Origin of the sequence: Pectobacterium zantedeschiae (assembly GCF_004137795.1) — a bacterium.
Classification (GTDB): domain Bacteria; phylum Pseudomonadota; class Gammaproteobacteria; order Enterobacterales; family Enterobacteriaceae; genus Pectobacterium; species Pectobacterium zantedeschiae.
Genome location: NZ_NWTM01000008.1, coordinates 1 through 22,250, shown reverse-complemented (window position 1 = coordinate 22,250; position 22,250 = coordinate 1). Strand labels below are relative to the sequence as shown.

The following is a 22,250-nucleotide window of genomic DNA, read 5'->3' as shown; positions in this document are numbered from 1 at the left end:
GTCTATCAGGTCTAACTCCGACAGGAGCCAATCCGTGAAAGACTTATTAAAGTTTCTGAAAGCGCAAACTAAAACCGAAGAGTTTGATGCGATCAAAATTGCTCTGGCCTCGCCAGACATGATCCGTTCGTGGTCTTTTGGTGAAGTTAAAAAGCCAGAAACCATCAACTACCGTACGTTCAAACCTGAGCGTGACGGCCTTTTCTGCGCCCGTATCTTTGGGCCAGTAAAAGATTATGAGTGCTTGTGCGGTAAGTATAAGCGCCTGAAACACCGCGGTGTTATTTGTGAGAAGTGCGGCGTTGAAGTGACCCAGACTAAAGTACGTCGTGAGCGTATGGGTCACATCGAGCTGGCTTCTCCGACTGCGCACATCTGGTTCCTGAAGTCACTGCCTTCCCGTATCGGTCTGCTGCTGGATATGCCGCTGCGTGATATTGAGCGTGTGCTTTATTTTGAATCTTATGTCGTTGTTGAAGGTGGGATGACCAACCTTGAGCGTCGTCAGATCCTGACTGAAGAGCAGTATCTGGATGCGCTGGAAGAGTTTGGTGATGAATTCGACGCGAAAATGGGCGCCGAAGCGATCCAGGCTCTGCTGAAGAATATGGATCTGGAGCAGGAATGCGAGCAGCTGCGTGAAGAGCTGACCGAAACCAACTCCGAAACCAAACGTAAAAAGCTGACGAAGCGTATTAAGCTGCTGGAAGCATTCGTACAGTCTGGTAACAAGCCAGAGTGGATGATCCTGACCGTTCTGCCGGTACTGCCGCCAGATCTGCGTCCGTTGGTTCCGCTGGATGGCGGTCGTTTCGCGACTTCCGACCTGAACGATCTGTATCGTCGCGTGATCAACCGTAACAACCGTCTGAAACGTCTGTTGGATCTGGCTGCGCCAGACATCATCGTACGTAACGAAAAACGTATGTTGCAGGAAGCGGTTGATGCCTTGCTGGATAACGGTCGCCGCGGTCGTGCGATCACCGGTTCTAACAAACGTCCTCTGAAATCTTTGGCCGATATGATCAAAGGTAAGCAGGGTCGTTTCCGTCAGAACTTGCTCGGTAAGCGTGTTGACTACTCCGGCCGTTCCGTAATCACCGTTGGTCCATACCTGCGTCTGCACCAGTGTGGTCTGCCGAAGAAAATGGCACTGGAACTGTTCAAGCCGTTCATCTATGGCAAGCTGGAACTGCGTGGTCTTGCTACCACCATTAAAGCTGCCAAGAAAATGGTTGAGCGTGAAGAGGCCGTCGTATGGGATATCCTGGACGAAGTCATCCGCGAACACCCGGTACTGCTGAACCGTGCACCAACACTGCACCGTTTGGGTATCCAAGCATTTGAACCGGTACTGATCGAAGGTAAAGCAATCCAGTTGCACCCGCTGGTTTGTGCGGCATATAACGCCGACTTCGACGGTGACCAGATGGCTGTACACGTACCGTTGACGCTGGAAGCCCAGTTGGAAGCGCGTGCGTTGATGATGTCGACCAACAACATCCTGTCCCCTGCGAATGGTGAGCCAATCATCGTTCCTTCTCAGGACGTGGTATTGGGTCTGTATTACATGACGCGTGACTGTGTTAACGCCAAAGGCGAAGGCATGGTGCTCACGGGTCCGAAAGAAGCTGAACGCGTTTATCGTGCCGGTCTGGCCTCTCTGCATGCGCGCGTTAAAGTGCGTATCACGGAAGAGATCAAGAGCATCGAAGGCGATGTTACGCATCAGACATCAATTATTGATACGACTATCGGCCGCGCCATCCTGTGGATGATCGTACCGAAAGGTCTGCCGTACTCGATCGTTAACCAGCCTCTGGGCAAGAAAGCGATCTCCAAAATGCTGAACACCTGTTACCGCATTTTGGGTCTGAAGCCGACAGTTATCTTCGCTGACCAGACTATGTACACCGGTTTTGCTTACGCGGCGCGCTCTGGTGCTTCCGTAGGTATCGATGACATGGTTATCCCGGAGAAAAAAGCCGAGATTATCGAAGAAGCAGAAACCGAAGTTGCCGAGATTCAGGAGCAGTTCCAGTCTGGTCTGGTTACCGCGGGCGAACGCTATAACAAAGTGATCGATATCTGGGCAGCGGCGAACGAACGTGTTGCGAAAGCGATGATGGAAAACCTGTCCGTTGAGGATGTGGTTAACCGTGATGGCGTAGTTGAGCAGCAGGTTTCTTTCAACAGCATCTTTATGATGGCCGACTCTGGTGCGCGTGGTTCTGCGGCACAGATTCGTCAGTTGGCGGGTATGCGTGGTCTGATGGCGAAACCAGACGGTTCCATCATCGAAACGCCGATTACCGCAAACTTCCGTGAAGGTTTGAACGTACTCCAGTACTTCATCTCGACGCACGGTGCGCGTAAAGGTCTGGCGGATACCGCACTGAAAACGGCAAACTCCGGTTACCTGACTCGTCGTCTGGTTGACGTTGCGCAGGATCTGGTTGTGACCGAGGACGATTGTGGTACCCATGAAGGTATCATGATGACGCCGGTTATCGAAGGTGGTGATGTTAAAGAGCCACTGCGTGAGCGCGTGCTGGGTCGTGTAACGGCTGAAGACGTGATCAAACCGGGCACCGCGGATATTCTGGTTCCACGTAACACGCTGCTGAACGAGCAGTGGTGTGACATGTTGGAAGAGAACTCCGTTGACGCCGTTAAAGTACGTTCAGTGGTAAGTTGCGAAACCGACTTTGGCGTGTGCGCCAATTGCTACGGTCGCGATCTGGCTCGTGGTCATATCATCAATAAAGGTGAAGCCATTGGGGTCATCGCGGCACAGTCCATCGGTGAGCCAGGTACACAGTTAACCATGCGTACGTTCCACATCGGTGGTGCGGCATCGCGTGCGGCTGCTGAGTCCAGCATTCAGGTTAAAAACAAAGGTAGCCTGAAACTGAGCAACGCGAAGTTCGTTATGAACAGTAACGGTAAATTGGTTATTACTTCACGTAATACCGAACTGAAACTGATCGACGAATTCGGACGTACTAAAGAAAGCTATAAAGTGCCTTACGGTGCAGTGATGGCGAAGGGTGACGGCTCAGAAGTTAGCGGCGGCGAAACCGTAGCAAACTGGGATCCGCACACCATGCCAGTGGTAACCGAAGTGAGCGGTTTCATCCGTTTTGCTGACATGATTGATGGCCAGACCATTACCCGCCAGACCGACGAACTGACTGGTTTGTCTTCTATCGTGGTTCTGGATAGCGCAGAGCGTACCGGTAGTGGTAAAGATCTGCGTCCGGCACTGAAAATCGTTGACGCTAAAGGTGAAGATGTACTGATTCCAGGCACTGATATGCCTGCTCAATACTTCCTGCCGGGTAAAACGATTGTTCAGTTGGAAGATGGAGTGCAGATTGGTGCTGGTGATACATTGGCGCGTCTCCCTCAAGAATCCAGCGGTACCAAGGATATTACCGGTGGTCTGCCACGCGTAGCCGACCTGTTCGAAGCTCGTCGTCCGAAAGAGCCGGCAATTCTGGCAGAGATCAGCGGTATCATTTCCTTCGGTAAAGAAACCAAAGGTAAGCGCCGTCTGGTGATTTCTCCGTTGGATGGCAGCGATGCTTACGAAGAGATGATTCCGAAATGGCGTCAGCTCAACGTGTTCGAAGGTGAAGTTGTGGAACGTGGTGACGTTGTTTCTGACGGCCCAGAGTCTCCGCACGATATCCTGCGTCTGCGTGGTGTACATGCAGTAACGCGTTATATCACCAACGAAGTTCAGGAAGTTTACCGCCTGCAAGGCGTTAAGATTAACGATAAACACATCGAAGTTATCGTTCGTCAGATGTTGCGTAAAGGCACCATCGTTAGCGCAGGTAGTACGGAGTTCCTGGAAGGCGAACAGGCTGAAGTGTCTCGCATCAAGATTGCCAACCGTCAGTTGGAAGCGGATGGCAAGATCACGGCAACGTACAGCCGCGATCTGCTGGGTATCACCAAAGCATCTCTGGCGACCGAGTCCTTCATTTCTGCGGCATCGTTCCAGGAAACCACTCGCGTACTTACCGAAGCTGCTGTTGCAGGTAAACGTGATGAGCTGCGTGGCCTGAAAGAGAACGTTATCGTGGGCCGTCTGATCCCAGCTGGTACGGGTTATGCGTACCATCAGGATCGTATGCGCCGCCGTCAGGCGGGTGAAGCTCCTGTCGTGCCTCAGGTGAGTGCCGATGAAGCTTCTGCTAACCTGGCTGAGTTGTTGAACGCAGGCTTTGGTAGCAGCGACGACGAATAAGTCTCTTTACGCTGCACTATCATGCGGTAAATAACAAAAACCCCGGCTATCATGGTCGGGGTTTTTTTATTGCGCACATCCCTGCGTGCTACCTAAAAGCTGTCGCAAGCGACGTTAAAAATTGATGGAAGTTCCACCCTGACGGACACAACGCTGTGCGTTGTTATAAAACGCTCCCGGCGTTTTATTTCTTCCTGAAATTTTTTGTTGTACAGTAGTGTAAAGTAAATAGAACGGAACCGACATGGACACCTCAACTACGCCAACTCTCTCACAGTCTGGCGACTCATTATCTCATCAGGATGATTCACTTTCTTCTGATAAAACCTTACAAACACAGTCAGTAAGCCATTCCCAACATCGAGCCAAACGTGCTGCATGGGGTAGTTTTGTCGGTGCCGTTGTCGACTGGTACGACTTTCTACTGTACGGAATTGTTGCCGCTCTTGTATTTAATACGGAATTTTTCCCACAGGTTAGCCCGACGATGGGGACGCTGGCGGCATTTGGTACGTTCGGCGTTGGTTTCCTGTTCCGTCCGTTAGGTGGCATGGTGTTTGGTCACTTTGGTGACAAGCTGGGTCGTAAACGGATGTTGATGATTACAGTCTGGATGATGGGCATTTCCACCGCGCTGATTGGACTGTTACCGTCGTTTGATTCTATTGGCTGGTGGGCGCCAGTGCTGTTGGTCACTCTGCGTGCTATTCAGGGATTCGCGGTCGGTGGCGAATGGGGCGGCGCGGCGCTGTTGGCAGTAGAAAACGCGCCGAAGAAGAAGAAAGCCTTTTATAGCAGTGGCGTGCAGGTTGGCTTTGGTGTCGGACTATTACTGGCAACGGGATCGGTGTCGGTGGTGAGCAATTTGACCACCAATGAGGAATTTACCACTTGGGGATGGCGTCTGCCGTTCTTATTCAGTTTGATTCTGGTTGCCATTGCCTGGTGGGTACGTAACGGGATGGATGAGTCTCAGGAGTTTGAGGCGAATAAAACGCTGGGAGAAAGAGCAAATAAGCTGCGTTCGTTCCCGATTATGGAAGCACTGCGCCAGCATCCGAAGGCATTTCTGCTGATTATTGCGCTACGGCTTGGTGAACTACTGACGATGTATATCGTCACTGCATTTGCACTCAATTATTCCACCACCCATCTTGGGTTATCGCGCGATATCTTTCTGAATATTGGGCTGCTGGTGGGGGCGATCAGCTGTGTATCCATTCCTTTCTTTGCCTATCTAGCGGATAGCTTTGGCCGCCGTCGTATCTATGTGACTGGTGCACTAATTGGCGCGGTGAGCGCGGTGCCATTCTTCATGGCGCTGGAAAGCCACAACACGCTGCTGATTCTGTTCTTTGCCATCATGCTGGCGAATGCTGCCCACGATATGATCGTTAGCGTACAGCAGCCGATGTTTACTGAACTATTTGGTACGGCCTATCGCTATAGTGGGGCTGGCGTGGGCTATCAGGTTGCCAGTGTGGTCGGTGGCGGATTTACGCCTTTTATCGCGGTTCTGCTGGTACAGTTTATGGATGGATCATGGCACGCAGTGGCAGCTTACCTTGCCATCGGCTGCTTATTGTCGGCAGTTGTCGGGATGCGGATGAAGCCAGCACAGGATGATGCTCTAACCCACTAATCTCCTTATTTACCGATACAGATGTCATGTCTGTATCGGTGACATTTCTCCGGTGTATTACTGCTGTGCTATCGGAATCGATCGAGATCGCTTCGCTTTAGTCCGATATCTTTCAGTCCCGCATCGCTCAGATTCCGCAGTATCTTTAGCGTGCGTGCCCTTTCCCGCCAGGCTTTCCATAAGCGGTACGGCAAGATAAGCATTAGCCAGAACGGTGACTCGCGGAACGGTTTTTGTGATCGATTCTCATGAAATTCCATATTTTCCCCCTCGCCAGTGAATGATTGCAATGATGAGGCGAAAGGCATTTTCAATACAGATGCAAAAAATCGATATTTTCATCATACAGATTGTGTGATATTACATCTGAATGGCGATTTTTATGTGAATCTGTACTGGTTACTGCGGTTAATCTTGATGAGGAATGATACTGATGACGCGTTATCAACACCTGGCTGAGCTGTTAGAAAAGCGCATTGAACAAGGACTGTATCAAGGCGGGGAGCGACTGCCTTCGGTACGGGCGCTGAGTACCGAACATGGTGTAAGCATCAGTACCGTACAGCAAGCCTATCATCTGCTGGAAACCCGGCAGTTGATTATGCCGCAACCGCGTTCGGGATATTTTGTCACGCCGCGTAAAGCAACGCCGCCTGTCCCCGCGTTGACGCGCCCAGCTCAGCGTCCAGTTGAGATCACGCAGTGGGAATCGGTACTGGAGCTGGTGAACGTGCGTTTGGAAACCAATGTGCTGAAGTTTGGTAGCGGAATGCCGGACGTGACCCAACCAACCATCAAACCGCTGTGGAAAGAGATGGCGCGTCTTTGCCAGTATCAGGATCCTCGAATTTTACAATATGACAGCGTATATGGTGTGCCAGCGTTACGTGAGCAGGTCGCCCGTCTTGCTGTCGACTGCGGCTGTCAGTTGACGCAAGATGATATTGTGATCACCACTGGTTGTCAGGAAGCCTTATTTGTTGCTGTTCGCGCGGTTTGTCAGCCCGGCGACATTGTGGCCGTCGAATCCCCCGCGTTTCCGGGTACGATGCAAATCCTTCGTGGGCTGGACATTAAAGCGATCGAAATCCCAACTGACTCGGTAACGGGGATCAGTCTGGAAGCGTTGCGGCTGGCGCTGGATCAATGGCCGATCAAAGCGGTACTGCTGGTTCCTAGCTGTAACAATCCGCTTGGCTTCATCATGCCGGATGCCCGTAAGAAATCACTGGTGACGCTGGCGCAGCATTTTGATATCGCCATTATTGAAGATGATGCGTATGGCGAGCTGGCCTATGAATATCCGCGTCCTCGTGCGATCAAATCCTTTGATGAAGACGGGCGTGTGCTGCTGTGTAGTTCGTTCTCGAAGAACCTGGCTCCCGGCTTACGCGTTGGCTGGATCGCCCCAGGGCGCTATCTGGAGCGAGTGATTCATACAAAATACATCAGCACCGGATCGACGGTGGTACAGCCCCAGCTTGCCGTAGCGGAATTTATTCGACAGGGACACTATCAGCCCCATTTGCGCCGTATGCGCGCTCAGTACAAAGCCAATCTAAGCACCTTCACCTGCTGGGTACGCGAGTATTTTCCGTCCAATATTTGTGTAAGTCGCCCGCAAGGTGGATTCTTGGTGTGGATTGAACTGCCCGAATATTTTGATTCGCTCAAGCTCACCCGCGAAGTCAGGAAAGCGGGCATACAGATAGCCGCAGGTTCGCTATTCTCCGCTTCAGGGAAATACCGCAATTGTATTCGACTCAATTATGCCAATCGTTTCACAGAAGAGATGAGAGAAGGGTTGCGCATTGTGGGCAGTGAGGTTGCTAAAATGATGCATACGCTTCCTGACCAGAACGCTCCTTGATGATTTTTTAAGGAAGGGCCGATACGGGTAAGGATAAGCCCCGTATCGGCGGGTTGATGTGCAGAACCGATAAGTGGCAAACGGCTCCGGTCAACAAGTTGAGTAACGCTTAGGCCTGTCAACGACGCTACTGTATTCTTCGTCGAAGGCTGTGACGATAGGCCGAATGTCATGCTGCGCGGCGCTATCCTGAGAATATGGTCTTCCGTGTAATTCTCATTCCGATCTGCGAGCTGTGTCCCAAATCAGGCGCATCGTTGCGTTATCTGCCCAAATAACCGTCCCAGTCTTTCCACACTGGCTGGAGACCTGCACGCACGATGGCCTGTGCCACGTCTTCAGGGCGTCGTGAATCATGCGGTGAGAACTGTTCCAGCTCGGGATGATTGTCAGCATAGCCACCCGGTTGGGTTTTGGAAAACGCGCTGACATTGTTAATCGCGATGGGAATCGCATGATCGCGAAAGAAAGGTGATTCGCGCGTGGAAAGCGATAGCTCAATATCCGGTGATAATAGCCTGAATGCACAAATCACCTGCATGAGCTGTGCTTCATCCATTAACGACGCTGGCTCAATACCGCCCGCACAGGGGCGTAGGCGAGGGAAAGAGATAGAGTAACGGCTCTGCCAATAGCTCTGCTGTAAGTGCAGCAGGTGTTCCGCCACCATGTAGCAGTCGGTGCGCCAGCTATTGGACAGGCCAATTAAAGCACCCAGCCCGATCTTATCGATCCCCGCACGACCAAGCCGATCCGGTGTGGCGAGTCGCCAGTGGAAATCCTGCTTTTGTCCTTTTAGATGGTGCAACTGGTAGGTTGCCGGGTGATAAGTTTCCTGATAAACCATCACGCCATCCAGCCCCAGTGTCTTCAACTCGGCGTATTCGTCCTGCGACAGTGGCTGCACTTCGATCATCAACGAACTGAAGAGCGGTCGAATCAGCGGAAAGACGCGACGGAAATAATCCATTCCCACTTTGCGCTGATGCTCGCCGGTCACAAGTAGCAGGTGCTCAAACCCGAGCTCCTTGATAGCCGCGCACTCCCGCAGGATTTCCGCGTCATCCAGCGTTTTCCGCTTGATGTGATTGCTCATCGAAAAGCCGCAGTAGGTGCAGTCGTTGGAGCACAGATTGGACAGGTATAGCGGCACATAAAAGCTCACCGTATTACCAAAACGCTGTCGAGTAAGTTGCTGTGCCCGCTGGGCTAGCGGTTCCAGATAGGCGCTGGCGGCAGGTGAAATGAGCGCCATAAAGTCATCGCGTGTCAGGTGTGGTGAGGTAAGCGCTCGTTCAACATCGCGTGCGGTTTTAGCGTTGATGCGCAGCGTCAGGTCATCCCAGTTGAGTTGTTCCCAGACGGTTTGAAAATCGACGCTCATCACTTTGTCCCTTCCATTTGTCGATCTTCCGTTTGTCGATGAAGAAAACCGGTGAGCGGGCTGGTGGCGCTGGCGACAAACTGCTTATTTCCCAGTCCGGCTTGACGAGCAAGCTCACCGGCATCGACAGCCAGCCGAAATGCATGCGCCATCGCCACAGGGTTGTGAGCAACAGCAATGGCCGTATTGACCAGCACGGCGTCGGCCCCCATTTCCAGCGCGTCGGCCGCATGGCTGGGCGCGCCAATGCCTGCATCGACAATAACTGGAATGCGTGCCTGTTCGATGATGATGCGGAGGAAATCTCGCGTTTGCAGCCCCTGATTGGATCCGATTGGCGCGCCCAGCGGCATCACTGCTGCGCAGCCGACTTCTTCCAGCCGTTTGCACAGTACCGGGTCGGCGCCGCAATAGGGCAGTACCGTGAATCCCTCTTTTACCAACTGTTCGGCGGCCTTCAGCGTTTCGATCGGGTCGGGCAGCAGGTATTTCACATCGGGGTGAATTTCCAGTTTCAGCCAGTGTGTGCCCAGCGCTTCACGCGCCAATCGGGCAGCAAAAACAGCTTCGTCTGCGGTTTTTGCGCCTGACGTATTGGGCAGTAGTTTAATACCGAGTTGGCGTAGCGGGGCGAGAATGGCATCGTTGCCGCCATTCAGATCTACGCGCTTCATCGCCATGGTGACTAATTGCGAACCAGAAGCCTCAAGTGCTGCCAGCATCAACTCTGGCGTGGCGAATTTGCCAGTGCCGGTCAGCAGCCGTGAAGTTAATATCGTATCGGCAATGTGCAGCATGTCATCCTCCCGCGATTGCCTGAAAAAGCAAAATATCATCGCCGTCTTGTACCTGATGTTGTGACCAGGTGGTGTGCGGGATAATGGTCTGGTTGATGGCCAACGCAGTGCCAGGCTGGAGCCGATTTATCTGGCTCAGCAGCGCCTCAACCGTGATGGCTCCTGGAAACTCCAAGGGTTCATCATTCAGCGTAATTTTCATGCCACGTCCCCGCATACTGGGCAGCAGGGTGCGCGCGTCAGTTGAAGTGTGTTCCAGCTCTGTTGTTTGCCATTGAACATTCTTAGCTTGCCGTCCAGAGCGGACGGCATTCCTGCCAGCAGCTTGATCGCCTCCAATGCCTGAAGTGTGCCGATTACACCGACCACTGGACCCAGTACGCCCGCAGTACGGCAGTTACGCTGCGGTTCGGTTGTATCGGGGTACAGACAGGCGTAACAGCCAGAGTGATAAGGGGGGGTGAAGACGGCAAGCTGACCGCTGAAACCCACTGCACTCCCGCTGATCAGCGGCTTGCCTGCACCCACGCAGGCGGTATTAACCGCATGACGGGTTATCATGTTGTCGCTGCAATCCAGTACCAGATCGACGCGGCTGATGGCGTCGTGTAACGCATCACCACTTAGCCTTTCGGTGAGTGCTATTGTTTCTGAGTACGGATTCAGTTCCTGTAGCTGACGCTGTGCCAACACCGCTTTGGGCTTGTCGGTTTCGCGGGTGCGATACAGAATCTGGCGTTGCAGGTTACTGATATGTAGTGTGTCATCGTCGGCAAGCAGTAACGTGCCGACCCCCGCGGCGGACAGATAGAGTGAAGCGGGAGAACCCAGCCCACCCAGCCCTACCAGCAGAACACTGCCAGCTTTGAGTTTCTCCTGACCTTCTGGGCCAATATCTTCCAGCATCAGTTGACGGCTGTAGCGCATGAATTCGCTATCGCTCAGCCCCGTAGGCGCTGAAGGGTGATTCGTTACCATTTCATGCCTCCCTTCCCTCAATCATCTTGAGCAGCGTCATAGTGGCCTGCTGCCAGTCTGGTGCCTGAGTAATGGCGCTGACGACGGCAATGCTGCCGACGCCCGTAGCCAGCACCGCAGGCACTCTGTCGATGCTGATCCCACCGATCGCCACGGAGGGAAAACGGCCTTGCAGATCGGATATGTGCCGTGTCAGTTCGGCTAGCCCCTGTGGTGCAGAAGGCATATCTTTGGTTTGCGTAGGGAAAATATGCCCAAGTGCGATATAGGACGGGTTTATCGCCACTGCGCGTGCCAGTTCACGATCGTCGTGCGTGGAGACACCTAAGCGCAGGCCCGCTTTTTTAATTGCAGCCAGATCGGCGGTATCCAGATCTTCCTGACCCAGATGTACGCCATATGCTTGATGTTTTACTGCCAATTTCCAGTAGTCATTGATGAAGAGCTGCGCCTGATAGCGACGACCCAATGCGATCGCCTTGGTTACATCAATTTCGGCTTGTTCATCTGACCGGCCTTTGATTCTTAGCTGGATTGTTTTCACCCCGATACTGAGCAGGCGTTCGATCCATTCCACGCTATCGACAACGGGATAGAGCCCCAGCCGCTGTGCCGTTGGGGCAAAAGGCGTAGGTGCCGTCATTTGCTGTCCTCGGTTTGCAGGCTGGTGGCACTGTGATAAAGCTCGCTGCCGCGAGAGCGGAATTCCTGCGACATCGCCGCCATGCCGACTTCAATCGGTTTGGCTTCGGCTTCTTGTTTCGCGGCGTAATCGCGTACTTCCTGTGAGATTTTCATCGAGCAGAATTTAGGGCCGCACATGGAACAGAAGTGGGCGACTTTACCGGATTCTTGTGGCAGCGTTTCATCGTGGTAGGCACGTGCCGTTTGAGGATCGAGCGCTAAATTGAACTGATCTTCCCAGCGGAATTCAAAGCGCGCTTTCGACATGGCGTTATCACGGATTTGTGCGCCGGGATGGCCTTTTGCCAGATCGGCAGCGTGGGCGGCGATCTTGTAAGTAATCAACCCTTGTTTGACGTCTTCTTTGTTTGGCAAACCGAGGTGCTCTTTCGGTGTTACGTAACAGAGCATGGCGCAGCCAAACCAGCCGATCATGGCGGCACCGATACCAGAGGTAAAATGATCGTAACCCGGTGCGATATCGGTGGTCAGTGGGCCGAGCGTATAGAACGGTGCTTCGTGACAGTGCTCCAGCTCTTCGGTCATGTTGCGGCGGATCATTTGCATCGGGACGTGGCCGGGGCCTTCGATCATGACTTGTACGTCGTATTCCCAGGCAATTTTGGTCAGTTCACCCAGCGTATGCAGTTCGGCAAACTGGGCTTCGTCGTTGGCATCCTGAATAGAGCCGGGGCGTAAACCGTCACCCAGTGACAGTGCGACGTCATAAGCGGCGCAGATTTCACAGATTTCACGGAAGTGTTCGTACAGGAAGCTCTCTTTGTGATGCGACAGGCACCACTTCGCCATGATGGAACCGCCGCGCGACACGATGCCGGTCAGACGTTTGGCCGTCATCGGTACGTAGCGCAACAGTACGCCTGCATGGATAGTGAAATAATCCACACCCTGTTCTGCCTGTTCCAAAAGCGTATCGCGGAACATTTCCCAGTTCAGGTTTTCTGCCACACCATTCACTTTCTCCAGTGCCTGATAGATTGGCACGGTCCCGATTGGCACCGGGCTGTTACGCAGGATCCACTCACGAGTTTCGTGAATATAGCGGCCAGTCGAGAGATCCATTACCGTATCCGCACCCCAGCGGGTAGACCATACCAGCTTTTCCACCTCTTCTTCGATGGAGGACGTCACGGCGGAGTTACCGATATTGGCGTTAACTTTCACCAGAAAATTTCTGCCGATAATCATCGGTTCCGATTCAGGGTGATTGATGTTTGAGGGAATAATGGCGCGCCCGGCAGCCACTTCCTGACGAACAAACTCTGGCGTGATGTTCTCTGGCAGGAGGGCACCGAAGCTTTGTCCCGGATGTTGCTGACGTAACACCTCATCGCGGATGCGTTCGCGTCCCATATTTTCGCGAATGGCGATAAATTCCATTTCCGGCGTAATCATGCCCTGCCGTGCATAGTGGAGCTGGGTGACGCGTTTGCCTGCTTTGGCACGTAGTGGTCGTGGCAAATGCTCAAAGCGCAGATGATCCAGACCTGCATCTGCCAGACGCTGCTGGGTGAAATCGGAACTGACGCCGGATAGCGCCTCGGTGTCGTGACGTTCTGCAATCCAACTGGCACGCAGCTTCGCTAGCCCAACGCGGACATCGGGCTGTGCAGCGGGATCGCCATAAGGCCCTGAAGTGTCGTAAACCGGGATCGGCTCATTGGGTTCGTATTGGGGATTGTCTTTGCTGCCGCCGAGTAGCGTCGGGCTGAGCTGAATCTCCCGCATCGGTACGGCGATGTCGTCACGTGAACCAGCAAGGTAAATGCGTTTTGAATTGGGAAAGGCGGTTCCCTGTAAGGTTTCAATAAACTGCTGGGCGGCGGCACGTTGTTCACGGCGACCCGATTTTGACAATACTGTTGTTATAGACAAGGGTTCTGTAGACATAGCAAGTTCCTGTAAGACGTAAAGGGAAGATTGCTTGTCTGGAGCCGGAGGGAGTAATAATGATATTGAATCTCAGCGCAGGTATGTGCAAATACGCAGCCTTGGGCTCAATCTCAATGAGGTGCATTACTCTTGTTCCCTTCGCAGGTATTAACCCGATCAGGTTCCGCGGATCCCGAATTAACGGTCTCAGCCTGTGCGCTCATAGGTTCCGTAAAACGATTGATTTCGTAATACAAAACACGAGCACGCTAGGCACTCCGACAAGATTTGCCCGTTTCTTAAACGAGCGAATAAAACCCCTACACTGTATGACGACAAAACGCGGATGTCAAAGTGTGCCGGTTTTGTCTGTACAGCGTGTGATGATGTTCTTAAATTACGTAAAATTAACGCTAATTGTCGTAAACCAAACGAATCATGTTGTCTTCTAACGTAAAACGCTCTTCCAAAGTTTCACCGACGCTTGAGAGGGCCTGCTGAAATTCGAGGCAGTTATCATGGTCGATAGCCGTCGCCAGATGGTTATCGTAAAACGTCATGATTTGCTGCGTGTTGTTTTGCAGGGCGAAATCGAGCTGGGTAGAAAGGGCTAATAGTTGTTCGCTGTGTGTCGCTGCTTCATGCAGCATCTTTTCGTATAAATGAAAGTGGCCAGTAGAAAGATAGTCCACCAGATTCTGGCAAAAATTATCCAATGCCTCCTCATCCAAAAGAGAAAGCGCTTCCTTGTTCGGCTTAAGGCCAACCAGATGATAGTAAGCCACCAGAAGCTGCTTACGCGCTTGTAGCCATTGGTCGATTAACGCATTATTGCCACCAACGTATTCAGTCAGACTTTGTAGCTGGTTTAGCATTGTTGACTCCGTGAACGGTAAGAAATAACTGAAATCCCAGTTATAAAACTTATGTAATCACTCTGAATGTAAAATGCCAGTGAAGTGGCAGTGGAGCAATAAAAAGATATGGAACAGACGCTAAAAGGTGATGAAACCGGCTGGTGGGTGGTTAGCGATGCGGTACAAATCTGGCTGCCCGAGGGAGAATTGCCGCACGGAACGGCTATAGCGTGGGCGTTGCAGGGGAAAGTGGCTCGTCAAATCGGCGAATGGCAAGGGCAGCCTGTCTGGCTGGTGTGCCAGGGTCGGGATACCGATATGGCATCGGTTCGCCAACTACTCGATCAGGACGTGGGCTTATTCCAACTGGCGGGACGTGGTGTGCAGTTGGCGGAGTTTTATCGCTCTCACCGCTTTTGCGGTTACTGTGGCCATGAAATGGTGCGGAGCAAGACAGAGTTGGCGTGCTTATGTCATCACTGCAAAGAGCGTTATTACCCGCAGATCGCGCCTTGCATCATTGTCGCGATTCGCCGTGGTGAGGAAATTTTGCTGGCGCAGCACAATAGACATCGCGGAAATATGTACACCGTGCTGGCTGGGTTTGTCGAAGTAGGCGAAACGCTGGAGCAGACGGTCGTACGCGAGGTAATGGAAGAGAGCCAAATTCAGATAAAAAACCTGCGTTACGTGAGTTCGCAGCCTTGGCCATTCCCTCATTCGCTGATGATGGCGTTTATGGCCGATTATGCAGGGGGAGAAATCAAGCACGATCCTAAAGAGCTGCGTGATGCAGGCTGGTTTCGCTATGACCAACTCCCTCTTCTGCCTCCGCCGGGCACTGTGGCGCGCCGTCTTATCGAAGATACGGTGGTGTTGTGCCGCGCTTATCACGAGAACGAAGGCTGACGTGGTACTATTTGCGCCATTAACGTATTGGTTCCATAACACGTTCGTTTTATAACGCACCCGCTTCATCACATCTATCTGGTGTAGAACCGCCGTGAGGCTGAAAGGAAAAGAACATGACTGATCTGAAAAACGATCGCTATTTGCGGGCATTATTACGCCAACCTGTTGATGTCACTCCGGTGTGGATGATGCGTCAGGCGGGACGTTATTTGCCGGAATATAAGGCAACGCGCGCGCAGGCTGGTGATTTTATGTCGCTGTGTAAAAACGCAGAGCTGGCTTGTGAAGTCACGTTACAACCTTTGCGGCGCTATGCGTTGGATGCAGCGATCCTGTTCTCCGATATCCTGACCATCCCAGACGCCATGGGCTTAGGCCTCTATTTTGAAGCCGGGGAAGGACCACGCTTTAGTTCTCCCATCACGTCTCATGCCGATGTGGTTAAACTGCCGGTTCCCGATCCTGAGCAGGAACTCGGCTATGTGATGAACGCGGTGCGGACGATCCGTAAGAACCTCGCGGGTGAAGTGCCACTCATTGGCTTCTCTGGTAGCCCGTGGACGCTAGCGACCTATATGGTTGAAGGCGGTAGCAGCAAAGCGTTTACTGTCATCAAGAAAATGATGTTCGCTGAGCCTAAAACGCTGCACCTGTTGCTGGATAAGCTGGCTGATAGCGTCATTCTTTATCTCAATGCACAGATTCGCGCAGGCGCGCAGGCGGTAATGGTATTTGATACCTGGGGTGGTGCATTGAGCGGGCGTGACTACAAAGAATTCTCTCTGCACTACATGCATAAGATTGTTGATGGATTACAGCGCGAGAGTGAAGGCCGCCGAGTGCCAGTGACGCTCTTTACCAAAGGCGGAGGCCAGTGGCTGGAGGCGATGGCTGAAACTGGCTGTGATGCTCTTGGGCTGGACTGGACGAGCGATATTGCTGATGCGCGTCGCCGCGTAGGTGACAAAGTGGCGCTACAGGGAAATATGGATCCCTCAATGCTGTATGCCGATCCTGCACGGATCGAACAGGAAGTGGCGTCGATCCTTGCTGGGTTTGGGCAAGGCAACGGACATGTGTTCAATCTGGGCCACGGTATTCATCAGGACGTGCAGCCAGAGCATGCGGGCGTTTTTGTTGAGGCGGTGCATCGATTGTCTCGCGCTTATCACGCATGATTCACAGGAGGTGATGTGATTGATACACAACGGCTGCGAGCTGAGCAGTTGGCTCGTGCTTCTGATGTGATTCGGCACGACGATTTACCTTTTGAGCAGCCTACGTTTATCGCAGGTGCGGATGTTGGCTTTGAACAAGAAGGCTCGGTAACGCGCGCCGCGATTGCGGTAATGCGCTATCCTTCGTTAGAACTGGTAGAATACAAGATTGCACGTATCAGCACGACGATGCCTTATATCCCCGGCTTTCTTTCGTTTCGTGAATGCCCTGGGCTGTTAGCCGCATGGGCGTTGCTTGAACAGAAGCCCGATCTGTTGTTTGTCGATGGGCATGGGATTTCTCACCCGCGTCGTCTCGGCGTTGCTAGCCATTTTGGTCTGTTGGTGGATGTGCCTACGATTGGCGTGGCGAAAAGTCGGCTTTGTGGTCGATTTGAGCCATTGGCGGAGAGCGTCGGCAGCCAGCAGCCATTGGTGGATAAGGGGGAGCAGATTGGTTGGGTATGGCGCAGCAAAGCGCGCTGTAATCCGCTGTTTGTGGCGACAGGGCATCGAGTCAGTCAAGATAGCGCATTGCACTGGGTACAATGCTGCATGCGCGGCTACCGTTTACCGGAGCCGACTCGTTGGGCCGATGCTGTCGCATCGAATCGTCCCGCATTTGTGCGTTGGCAGCGGCTGCAAGCAGCTAGCGTATTGTTGTAAAACTTTAGGAATTCAGGCATAGGGCGTCACTGTGATTTCAGGTACACTGCCGTCCGTCGCCGTTAATGAGCATAAAAATGTTACGTAACCCCATTCATTTACGTCTGGAAAAGCTGACGAGCTGGCAACATGTCACTTTCATGGCATGTCTTTGTGAACGTATGTATCCAAATTACCACGAGTTTTGTCGTCAAACAGAATTCGGAGACGCGATGGTTTACCGCCGCATTCTCGATTTGGTATGGGAAACATTGGTTGTTAAAGATGCGAAGGTCAATTTCGATAATCAGTTGGAAAAGCTGGAAGAAGCGGTTCCCGCCGCTGAAGATTACGATCTTTACGGTGTTTATCCAGCTATCGATGCCTGTATCGCACTGGGCGAGTTGATTCATTCGCGTTTAAGCGGTGAAACGCTGGAACATGCGATAGCCATCAGTGAAGCGTCTATCCGTACGGTTGCTATGTTGGAAATGACGCAGGCTGGCAAAGAAATGACCGACGACGAGCTAAAGGTTTTGCCTGCGATTGAAGAAGAATGGGACATCCAATGGGAGATTTTTCGCCTATTGGCGGCCTGTGAAGAACGTGACATTGAGCTGATCAAAGGGCTCCGTTCCGATCTGCGCGAGGCCGGAAGTAGTAACATCGGGATAAATTTGCATCAATAACGCGATAAAACGTGATTTAAGGCCTGAAATGGCCTGTCTTAAGGCTTCACATTCGCACCCTGTCTGGTCTACATTTGGGGGGCGTAAAAAAAGTGGCTGTCGGTGCGTATATGCAGGAGAGTGCTACTACACCCTAAAACGGGAAAGGGCATATCCGTCGCACTCGATGCTTAGCAAGCGATAAACACACTGTAAGGATAACTTATGAATAAGACTCAACTGATTGATGTAATTGCGGACAAAGCTGATCTGTCAAAGGCACAAGCTAAAGCAGCTCTGGAATCAACTCTGGCGGCAATTACCGAGTCTCTGAAAGAAGGTGATGCAGTACAATTAGTTGGTTTTGGTACATTTAAAGTCAACCATCGTAATGAGCGCACTGGCCGCAACCCACAAACCGGTAAAGAAATCAAAATTGCTGCTGCCAATGTGCCAGCGTTTGTTTCTGGCAAGGCTCTGAAAGACGCTGTTAAATAAGCCCATGTCGGTTAAAAGTTTAAGCAGAGGGGCGGTTTCGCCCCTTTTGCTTTTACGACGTTTGTGTGGTGCAGGTCTCGTACTTACCGCTGTCGTGGCCTGCAGTAGCCGCACCGCACCGCCGGAAGTTTTCTCCAGCGGTTACGTTGCCGATCGCGGTATCGTGCGTATGTGGCGTAAGGATGACGCGCAGAATACGACGGTGCTGACTACCGTGTACAACCCGCTTCAGGGCAATGCACTGGTGGTGACTCGTTATACGTTCCAACAGGATAAGCTACGCGAGATTCAGCGTAATCAGCTCGGGGCGCAAAAAGAAGACATGCGCTTACGCTTTGCTGAAGATGGAACCGTCAGCTTTATGCAGCGGCAACTTGCCGAAAGACGTGAATCAGTTTCCGATGATGATGTTGCGCTCTACCAGTTTGATGCTAAGCGCATGCTGGAATTGAGTGATGTCCTGCGCGCAGGAAAAGTGATGCTGAAGCAAGGGAAATGGCTGGAAGGACAGGTTCAGTCTTGTGACGGTACGGTCGTTCGTCCTGATTTTGACAGAGACTCACGTGAATGGATTACGCAGCAAAAAGCGCATGCAACGCGTCCGATAAATGTAGCGTGGTTGGAAGCACCAGAAGGAACTCAGCTATTGCTGGTGGTGGAAGATGATGTCTGCCAGTGGCAGCCTAAATAGCCATTAAAAAACCCGGATTTCTCCGGGCTTCAGTATTTATCAGACAATCGTTATCGGATCATCGTTTATCAGGCTTGCTCGCGCTCAATGGCACGGTAGCCGATGTCTTTGCGACAGAATACCCCTTGCCACTGAATACCTGCTGCTATTTCATAAGCGCGTTGTTGTGCTTCAGCCACGGTATTACCCAATGCAGTAACGCACAATACTCGCCCGCCGTTGGTGACGACATTAATCCCATTCAGCTTGGTGCCAGCATGGAAAACTTTGCCATCTTCTACATCCTGTTGCGGTAAACCAGAAATCACATCGCCCGTATTGTAGTCAGCCGGGTAACCGCCTGCGGCCAATACCACGCCCAGAGACGGACGTTCATCCCAGACTGAATCTTTCTGATCCAGCTTGCCGTCACAGGCTGCCAGACACAGTTCCACCAGATCGGAACGCAGGCGCAGCATGATTGGCTGCGTTTCTGGATCGCCAAAGCGGCAGTTGAACTCGATCACTTTTGGCTGACCATCGGCAGAAATCATCAGGCCAGCATACAGGAAACCGACGTAGGTATTTCCCTCTGCGGCCATGCCGTTCACGGTCGGCCAAATGACTTGATCCATCACTCGCTGGTGGATTTCATCGGTCACGACCGGTGCTGGCGAATAAGCGCCCATGCCGCCGGTATTCGGGCCCGTATCTTTATCCCCAACGCGTTTATGATCCTGGCTGGTTGCCATCGGCAGCACGTTCTTGCCATCCACCATCACGATGAAACTTGCTTCTTCACCATCAAGGAACTCTTCCACCACGATACGGTGTCCAGCATCGCCGAATGCATTACCTGCCAGCATATCCTGAATGGCATTTTCCGCTTCCTGCAATGTCATCGCGACGATCACGCCCTTACCAGCGGCTAAGCCATCTGCCTTGATGACGATAGGTGCACCTTTGCTGCGTACATAGGCCAGTGCCGGTTCCACTTCGGTGAAGTTCTGGTAGTCCGCCGACGGGATGTTATGGCGTGCCAGGAAATCTTTCGTAAAGGCTTTAGAGCCTTCTAGCTGTGCTGCGGCCTGGGAGGGGCCAAAGATTTTTAGACCTGCGCTCTGAAATGCATCCACAACACCGATAACTAACGGTGTTTCTGGGCCAACGATGGTTAAATCGATGTGATTTTCCTGAGCAAAGGCGACTAACGCTGGAACATCGGTTGCGGCGATATCAACGTTGGTCAGCGCTGGCTCAAGTGCTGTGCCCGCGTTCCCTGGAGCAACATAAACCTGTTTTGCCAGCGGTGATTGTGCCGCCTTCCAGGCCAACGCGTGTTCGCGCCCGCCATTACCAATTACTAAAATGTTCATTTCGGTCTGCTCCAGAATTAATGGCGGAAATGGCGCATGTCGGTGAAGATCATCGCAATGCCGTGTTCATTGGCGGCAGCAATAACTTCATCATCACGAATAGATCCGCCCGGTTGGATCACGCAGGTAATACCAACGGCGGCTGCGGCATCAATACCATCACGGAACGGGAAGAACGCATCAGAGGCCATGGCGGAACCTTTTACTTCCAGCCCTTCATCACCCGCTTTGATTCCGGCGATTTTCGCTGAGTAAACGCGACTCATCTGGCCAGCACCTATTCCGATAGTCATGTTGTCGCGTGCGTACACAATTGCGTTGGATTTAACGAATTTAGCGACTTTCCAGCAGAACAGGGCATCACGTAATTCCTGCTCGCTCGGCTGACGCTCGCTCACAACACGCAGCTGAGACGCATCGACCATACCCAAATCGCGATCCTGAACTAACAAACCGCCGTTGACGCGTTTGAAATCCAGAGCCGGAACGCGTTGCTGCCAGTTACCGCTGGTCAGGACGCGTACGTTTTGTTTGGCTGCGGTAACCTTCAAAGCAGCCTCACTGGCAGATGGCGCAATAATGACTTCGACAAACTGACGGCTGATAATGGCCTGTGCCGTTTCTTCATCCAGTTCGCGATTGAAGGCGATAATGCCGCCGAATGCGGATGTCGGGTCGGTTTTATAGGCGCGTTCGTAGGCATCAAGAATGGAGCCGCCAATCGCTACGCCGCACGGGTTCGCGTGTTTAACGATAACGCAGGCGGGTTCGGCAAATTCCTTCACACACTCCAGCGCAGCATCGGTATCCGCGATGTTGTTATAAGACAGCGCCTTGCCTTGTAACTGTATAGAAGTGGCGACAGAGGCCTCGTGAATATTCTCTTCTATATAGAAGGCAGCTTGCTGATGGCTGTTCTCGCCGTAGCGCATGTCCTGCTTTTTGATATAGTTCAGGTTCAATGTGCGCGGGAAGTGGCCCGATGGCTTATCGGTATCACCATGATAAGGCGGGACCAGTGCGCCAAAGTAGTTGGCAATCATACTGTCGTAAGCGGCAGTGTGTTCGAAGGCTTTAATCGCTAAATCGAAACGGGTTTCGTAGGTCAATGAACCTTCGTTGGCGTCGATTTCATTAATGATAGCGCTGTAGTCGCTGCTCTTGACCACGATAGCTACATCTTTATGGTTCTTGGCGGCGGAACGCACCATCGTCGGGCCGCCGATATCGATGTTCTCAACTGCATCTTCTAATGTGCAGTTCTCACGTGCGACGGTCTGAGCGAACGGATACAGATTCACAACGACGATATCAATCGGTTTGATGTCGTGCTGCGCCATGATCGCACCATCCAGATCGCGTCGCCCCAGAATGCCGCCGTGTACTTTCGGGTGCAGGGTCTTTACTCGCCCATCCATCATTTCTGGGAAACCAGTGTAGTCAGAGACTTCTGTCACCGCTAAGCCAGCATCGGCTAGCAAACGGGCGGTTCCTCCGGTTGAAAGGAGCTCGACGCCACGGAGGGACAGAGCTTGAGCAAATTCGACAATACCTGCTTTGTCAGAAACGCTGAGCAGAGCGCGGCGAATTGGACGGCGTTGTTGCATGATGATGTTATCCCCTGGATTTGGGTAGTCAGTAAAGAACGGTATATGAATATCGTCTTTGTCAGAGCAATAATTGCGGAATAAAGAGAAATATTCAGTTAGCGTTCGCAAAAATACGACGATTTTGAACGGGGGGAATTGTAGCGAAAACGTTTGCGTGATGCTCGTCAATTTTTGAGTAGAATGCTTTCTGTGGATAAGTTTGTGCAAAAAAAGGTATAAGGCGGGGTTTTGCTGTGGAATGCAGCAAACAGTCATTTTTCTTTAAAATACCTATTGCGGCGGGTCGAGAAG

20 protein-coding genes and 1 riboswitch are annotated in these 22,250 nt (G+C 52.3%); of the genes, 9 read left to right on the top strand and 11 right to left on the bottom strand.

Going from position 1 to position 22,250, the window contains the following annotated elements; translation table 11 throughout:
• Positions 1–34: 34 nt before the first annotated feature.
• Entirely contained in the window at positions 35–4,258 is a 4,224-nt protein-coding gene (gene rpoC, locus CLR69_RS22440) for a DNA-directed RNA polymerase subunit beta' (protein ID WP_129710347.1), read from the top strand.
• Between the two features lie 244 nt (positions 4,259–4,502).
• Entirely contained in the window at positions 4,503–5,900 is a 1,398-nt protein-coding gene (gene shiA, locus CLR69_RS22435) for a shikimate transporter (RefSeq protein WP_131535245.1), read from the top strand.
• A 68-nt stretch (positions 5,901–5,968) separates the two neighbouring features.
• On the opposite strand, the gene CLR69_RS22430 is transcribed toward shiA, so the two are convergent.
• A complete protein-coding gene (locus CLR69_RS22430; protein WP_242451680.1) occupies positions 5,969–6,103 on the bottom strand; it encodes a DUF1127 domain-containing protein in 135 nt (44 codons plus the stop codon).
• A gap of 230 nt (positions 6,104–6,333) precedes the next feature.
• Between CLR69_RS22430 and CLR69_RS22425 the strand changes: the two genes are divergently transcribed.
• On the top strand, positions 6,334–7,770 hold the full coding sequence (locus tag CLR69_RS22425) for an aminotransferase-like domain-containing protein (protein WP_131535244.1): 1,437 nt from the start codon (positions 6,334–6,336) through the stop codon (positions 7,768–7,770).
• Between the two features lie 262 nt (positions 7,771–8,032).
• Here the strand turns inward: CLR69_RS22425 and thiH are convergent, their stop codons facing one another.
• From thiH to rsd, 7 genes are all read right to left on the bottom strand, one after another.
• Complete coding sequence (gene thiH, locus CLR69_RS22420) at positions 8,033–9,154, bottom strand: 2-iminoacetate synthase ThiH (protein ID WP_129710339.1); 1,122 nt, start codon at positions 9,152–9,154, stop codon at positions 8,033–8,035.
• The gene (locus CLR69_RS22415; protein ID WP_131535243.1) at positions 9,154–9,951 is read right to left on the bottom strand and encodes a thiazole synthase; all 798 of its coding nucleotides are present in this window, start codon (positions 9,949–9,951) and stop codon (positions 9,154–9,156) included. Before CLR69_RS22415 ends, thiH begins: the two co-directional genes overlap by 1 nt.
• Position 9,952: 1 nt before the next feature.
• Positions 9,953–10,153 (bottom strand): sulfur carrier protein ThiS, encoded by a 201-nt coding sequence (thiS, locus tag CLR69_RS22410; protein ID WP_131535242.1) that lies wholly within the window; start codon positions 10,151–10,153, stop codon positions 9,953–9,955.
• Complete coding sequence (locus CLR69_RS22405; RefSeq protein ID WP_131535241.1) at positions 10,150–10,929, bottom strand: HesA/MoeB/ThiF family protein; 780 nt, start codon at positions 10,927–10,929, stop codon at positions 10,150–10,152. The genes thiS and CLR69_RS22405 overlap by 4 nt, the downstream gene beginning before the upstream one ends.
• A 1-nt stretch (position 10,930) precedes the next feature.
• Positions 10,931–11,572, bottom strand: coding sequence for a thiamine phosphate synthase (gene thiE / locus CLR69_RS22400; protein ID WP_131535240.1), 642 nt, complete (start codon positions 11,570–11,572; stop codon positions 10,931–10,933).
• A complete protein-coding gene (gene thiC / locus CLR69_RS22395) occupies positions 11,569–13,524 on the bottom strand; it encodes a phosphomethylpyrimidine synthase ThiC (RefSeq protein ID WP_131535239.1) in 1,956 nt (651 codons plus the stop codon). The genes thiE and thiC overlap by 4 nt, the downstream gene beginning before the upstream one ends.
• Positions 13,525–13,643: 119 nt before the next feature.
• Positions 13,644–13,797, bottom strand: a riboswitch (TPP riboswitch).
• Between the two features lie 122 nt (positions 13,798–13,919).
• Positions 13,920–14,381, bottom strand: coding sequence for a sigma D regulator (gene rsd / locus CLR69_RS22390; protein WP_129710327.1), 462 nt, complete (start codon positions 14,379–14,381; stop codon positions 13,920–13,922).
• A 108-nt stretch (positions 14,382–14,489) separates the two neighbouring features.
• On the opposite strand from rsd, the gene nudC reads away from it, so the two are divergent.
• The 6 genes from nudC (at position 14,490) to CLR69_RS22360 (ending at position 18,994) form a co-directional block, all read left to right on the top strand.
• A complete protein-coding gene (nudC, locus tag CLR69_RS22385) occupies positions 14,490–15,272 on the top strand; it encodes an NAD(+) diphosphatase (protein ID WP_131535238.1) in 783 nt (260 codons plus the stop codon).
• Positions 15,273–15,388: 116 nt separating this feature from the next.
• A complete protein-coding gene (gene hemE / locus CLR69_RS22380) occupies positions 15,389–16,453 on the top strand; it encodes a uroporphyrinogen decarboxylase (RefSeq protein WP_131535237.1) in 1,065 nt (354 codons plus the stop codon).
• A gap of 15 nt (positions 16,454–16,468) precedes the next feature.
• Positions 16,469–17,158 carry a deoxyribonuclease V gene (gene nfi, locus CLR69_RS22375; protein WP_131535236.1) on the top strand — a complete coding sequence of 230 codons (690 nt, stop codon included), beginning with the start codon at positions 16,469–16,471 and terminating at the stop codon, positions 17,156–17,158.
• A 77-nt stretch (positions 17,159–17,235) separates the two neighbouring features.
• Complete coding sequence (locus tag CLR69_RS22370; RefSeq protein ID WP_129710319.1) at positions 17,236–17,826, top strand: YjaG family protein; 591 nt, start codon at positions 17,236–17,238, stop codon at positions 17,824–17,826.
• A gap of 204 nt (positions 17,827–18,030) precedes the next feature.
• Positions 18,031–18,303 carry a nucleoid-associated protein HU-alpha gene (gene hupA, locus CLR69_RS22365; protein ID WP_005970302.1) on the top strand — a complete coding sequence of 91 codons (273 nt, stop codon included), beginning with the start codon at positions 18,031–18,033 and terminating at the stop codon, positions 18,301–18,303.
• A gap of 4 nt (positions 18,304–18,307) precedes the next feature.
• Entirely contained in the window at positions 18,308–18,994 is a 687-nt protein-coding gene (locus tag CLR69_RS22360; protein WP_131535235.1) for a DUF1481 domain-containing protein, read from the top strand.
• A 68-nt stretch (positions 18,995–19,062) separates the two neighbouring features.
• Here the strand turns inward: CLR69_RS22360 and purD are convergent, their stop codons facing one another.
• The 3 genes from purD to CLR69_RS23040 form a co-directional block, all read right to left on the bottom strand.
• On the bottom strand, positions 19,063–20,349 hold the full coding sequence (gene purD / locus CLR69_RS22355; RefSeq protein WP_131535234.1) for a phosphoribosylamine--glycine ligase: 1,287 nt from the start codon (positions 20,347–20,349) through the stop codon (positions 19,063–19,065).
• A 17-nt stretch (positions 20,350–20,366) separates the two neighbouring features.
• Entirely contained in the window at positions 20,367–21,956 is a 1,590-nt protein-coding gene (gene purH / locus CLR69_RS22350) for a bifunctional phosphoribosylaminoimidazolecarboxamide formyltransferase/IMP cyclohydrolase (protein ID WP_131535233.1), read from the bottom strand.
• A gap of 94 nt (positions 21,957–22,050) precedes the next feature.
• Positions 22,051–22,250, bottom strand: a 200-nt coding sequence (locus tag CLR69_RS23040; protein WP_207104609.1) for a hypothetical protein, incomplete at its 5' end; no start/stop codon positions are given.

What these genes read in the sequence shown, in the direction of transcription:
- shiA (WP_131535245.1), top strand. Translation starts at nt 4,503, where the DNA reads ATGGACACCTCAACTACGCCAACTCTCTCACAGTCTGGCGACTCATTA.
- CLR69_RS22430 (WP_242451680.1), bottom strand. Translation starts at nt 6,103, where the DNA reads ATGCTTATCTTGCCGTACCGCTTATGGAAAGCCTGGCGGGAAAGGGCA.
- CLR69_RS22425 (WP_131535244.1), top strand. Translation starts at nt 6,334, where the DNA reads ATGACGCGTTATCAACACCTGGCTGAGCTGTTAGAAAAGCGCATTGAA.
- thiH (WP_129710339.1), bottom strand. Translation starts at nt 9,154, where the DNA reads ATGAGCGTCGATTTTCAAACCGTCTGGGAACAACTCAACTGGGATGAC.
- CLR69_RS22415 (WP_131535243.1), bottom strand. Translation starts at nt 9,951, where the DNA reads ATGCTGCACATTGCCGATACGATATTAACTTCACGGCTGCTGACCGGC.
- thiS (WP_131535242.1), bottom strand. Translation starts at nt 10,153, where the DNA reads ATGAAAATTACGCTGAATGATGAACCCTTGGAGTTTCCAGGAGCCATC.
- CLR69_RS22405 (WP_131535241.1), bottom strand. Translation starts at nt 10,929, where the DNA reads ATGGTAACGAATCACCCTTCAGCGCCTACGGGGCTGAGCGATAGCGAA.
- thiE (WP_131535240.1), bottom strand. Translation starts at nt 11,572, where the DNA reads ATGACGGCACCTACGCCTTTTGCCCCAACGGCACAGCGGCTGGGGCTC.
- thiC (WP_131535239.1), bottom strand. Translation starts at nt 13,524, where the DNA reads ATGTCTACAGAACCCTTGTCTATAACAACAGTATTGTCAAAATCGGGT.
- rsd (WP_129710327.1), bottom strand. Translation starts at nt 14,381, where the DNA reads ATGCTAAACCAGCTACAAAGTCTGACTGAATACGTTGGTGGCAATAAT.
- nudC (WP_131535238.1), top strand. Translation starts at nt 14,490, where the DNA reads ATGGAACAGACGCTAAAAGGTGATGAAACCGGCTGGTGGGTGGTTAGC.
- hemE (WP_131535237.1), top strand. Translation starts at nt 15,389, where the DNA reads ATGACTGATCTGAAAAACGATCGCTATTTGCGGGCATTATTACGCCAA.
- CLR69_RS22370 (WP_129710319.1), top strand. Translation starts at nt 17,236, where the DNA reads ATGTTACGTAACCCCATTCATTTACGTCTGGAAAAGCTGACGAGCTGG.
- hupA (WP_005970302.1), top strand. Translation starts at nt 18,031, where the DNA reads ATGAATAAGACTCAACTGATTGATGTAATTGCGGACAAAGCTGATCTG.
- CLR69_RS22360 (WP_131535235.1), top strand. Translation starts at nt 18,308, where the DNA reads ATGTCGGTTAAAAGTTTAAGCAGAGGGGCGGTTTCGCCCCTTTTGCTT.
- purD (WP_131535234.1), bottom strand. Translation starts at nt 20,349, where the DNA reads ATGAACATTTTAGTAATTGGTAATGGCGGGCGCGAACACGCGTTGGCC.
- purH (WP_131535233.1), bottom strand. Translation starts at nt 21,956, where the DNA reads ATGCAACAACGCCGTCCAATTCGCCGCGCTCTGCTCAGCGTTTCTGAC.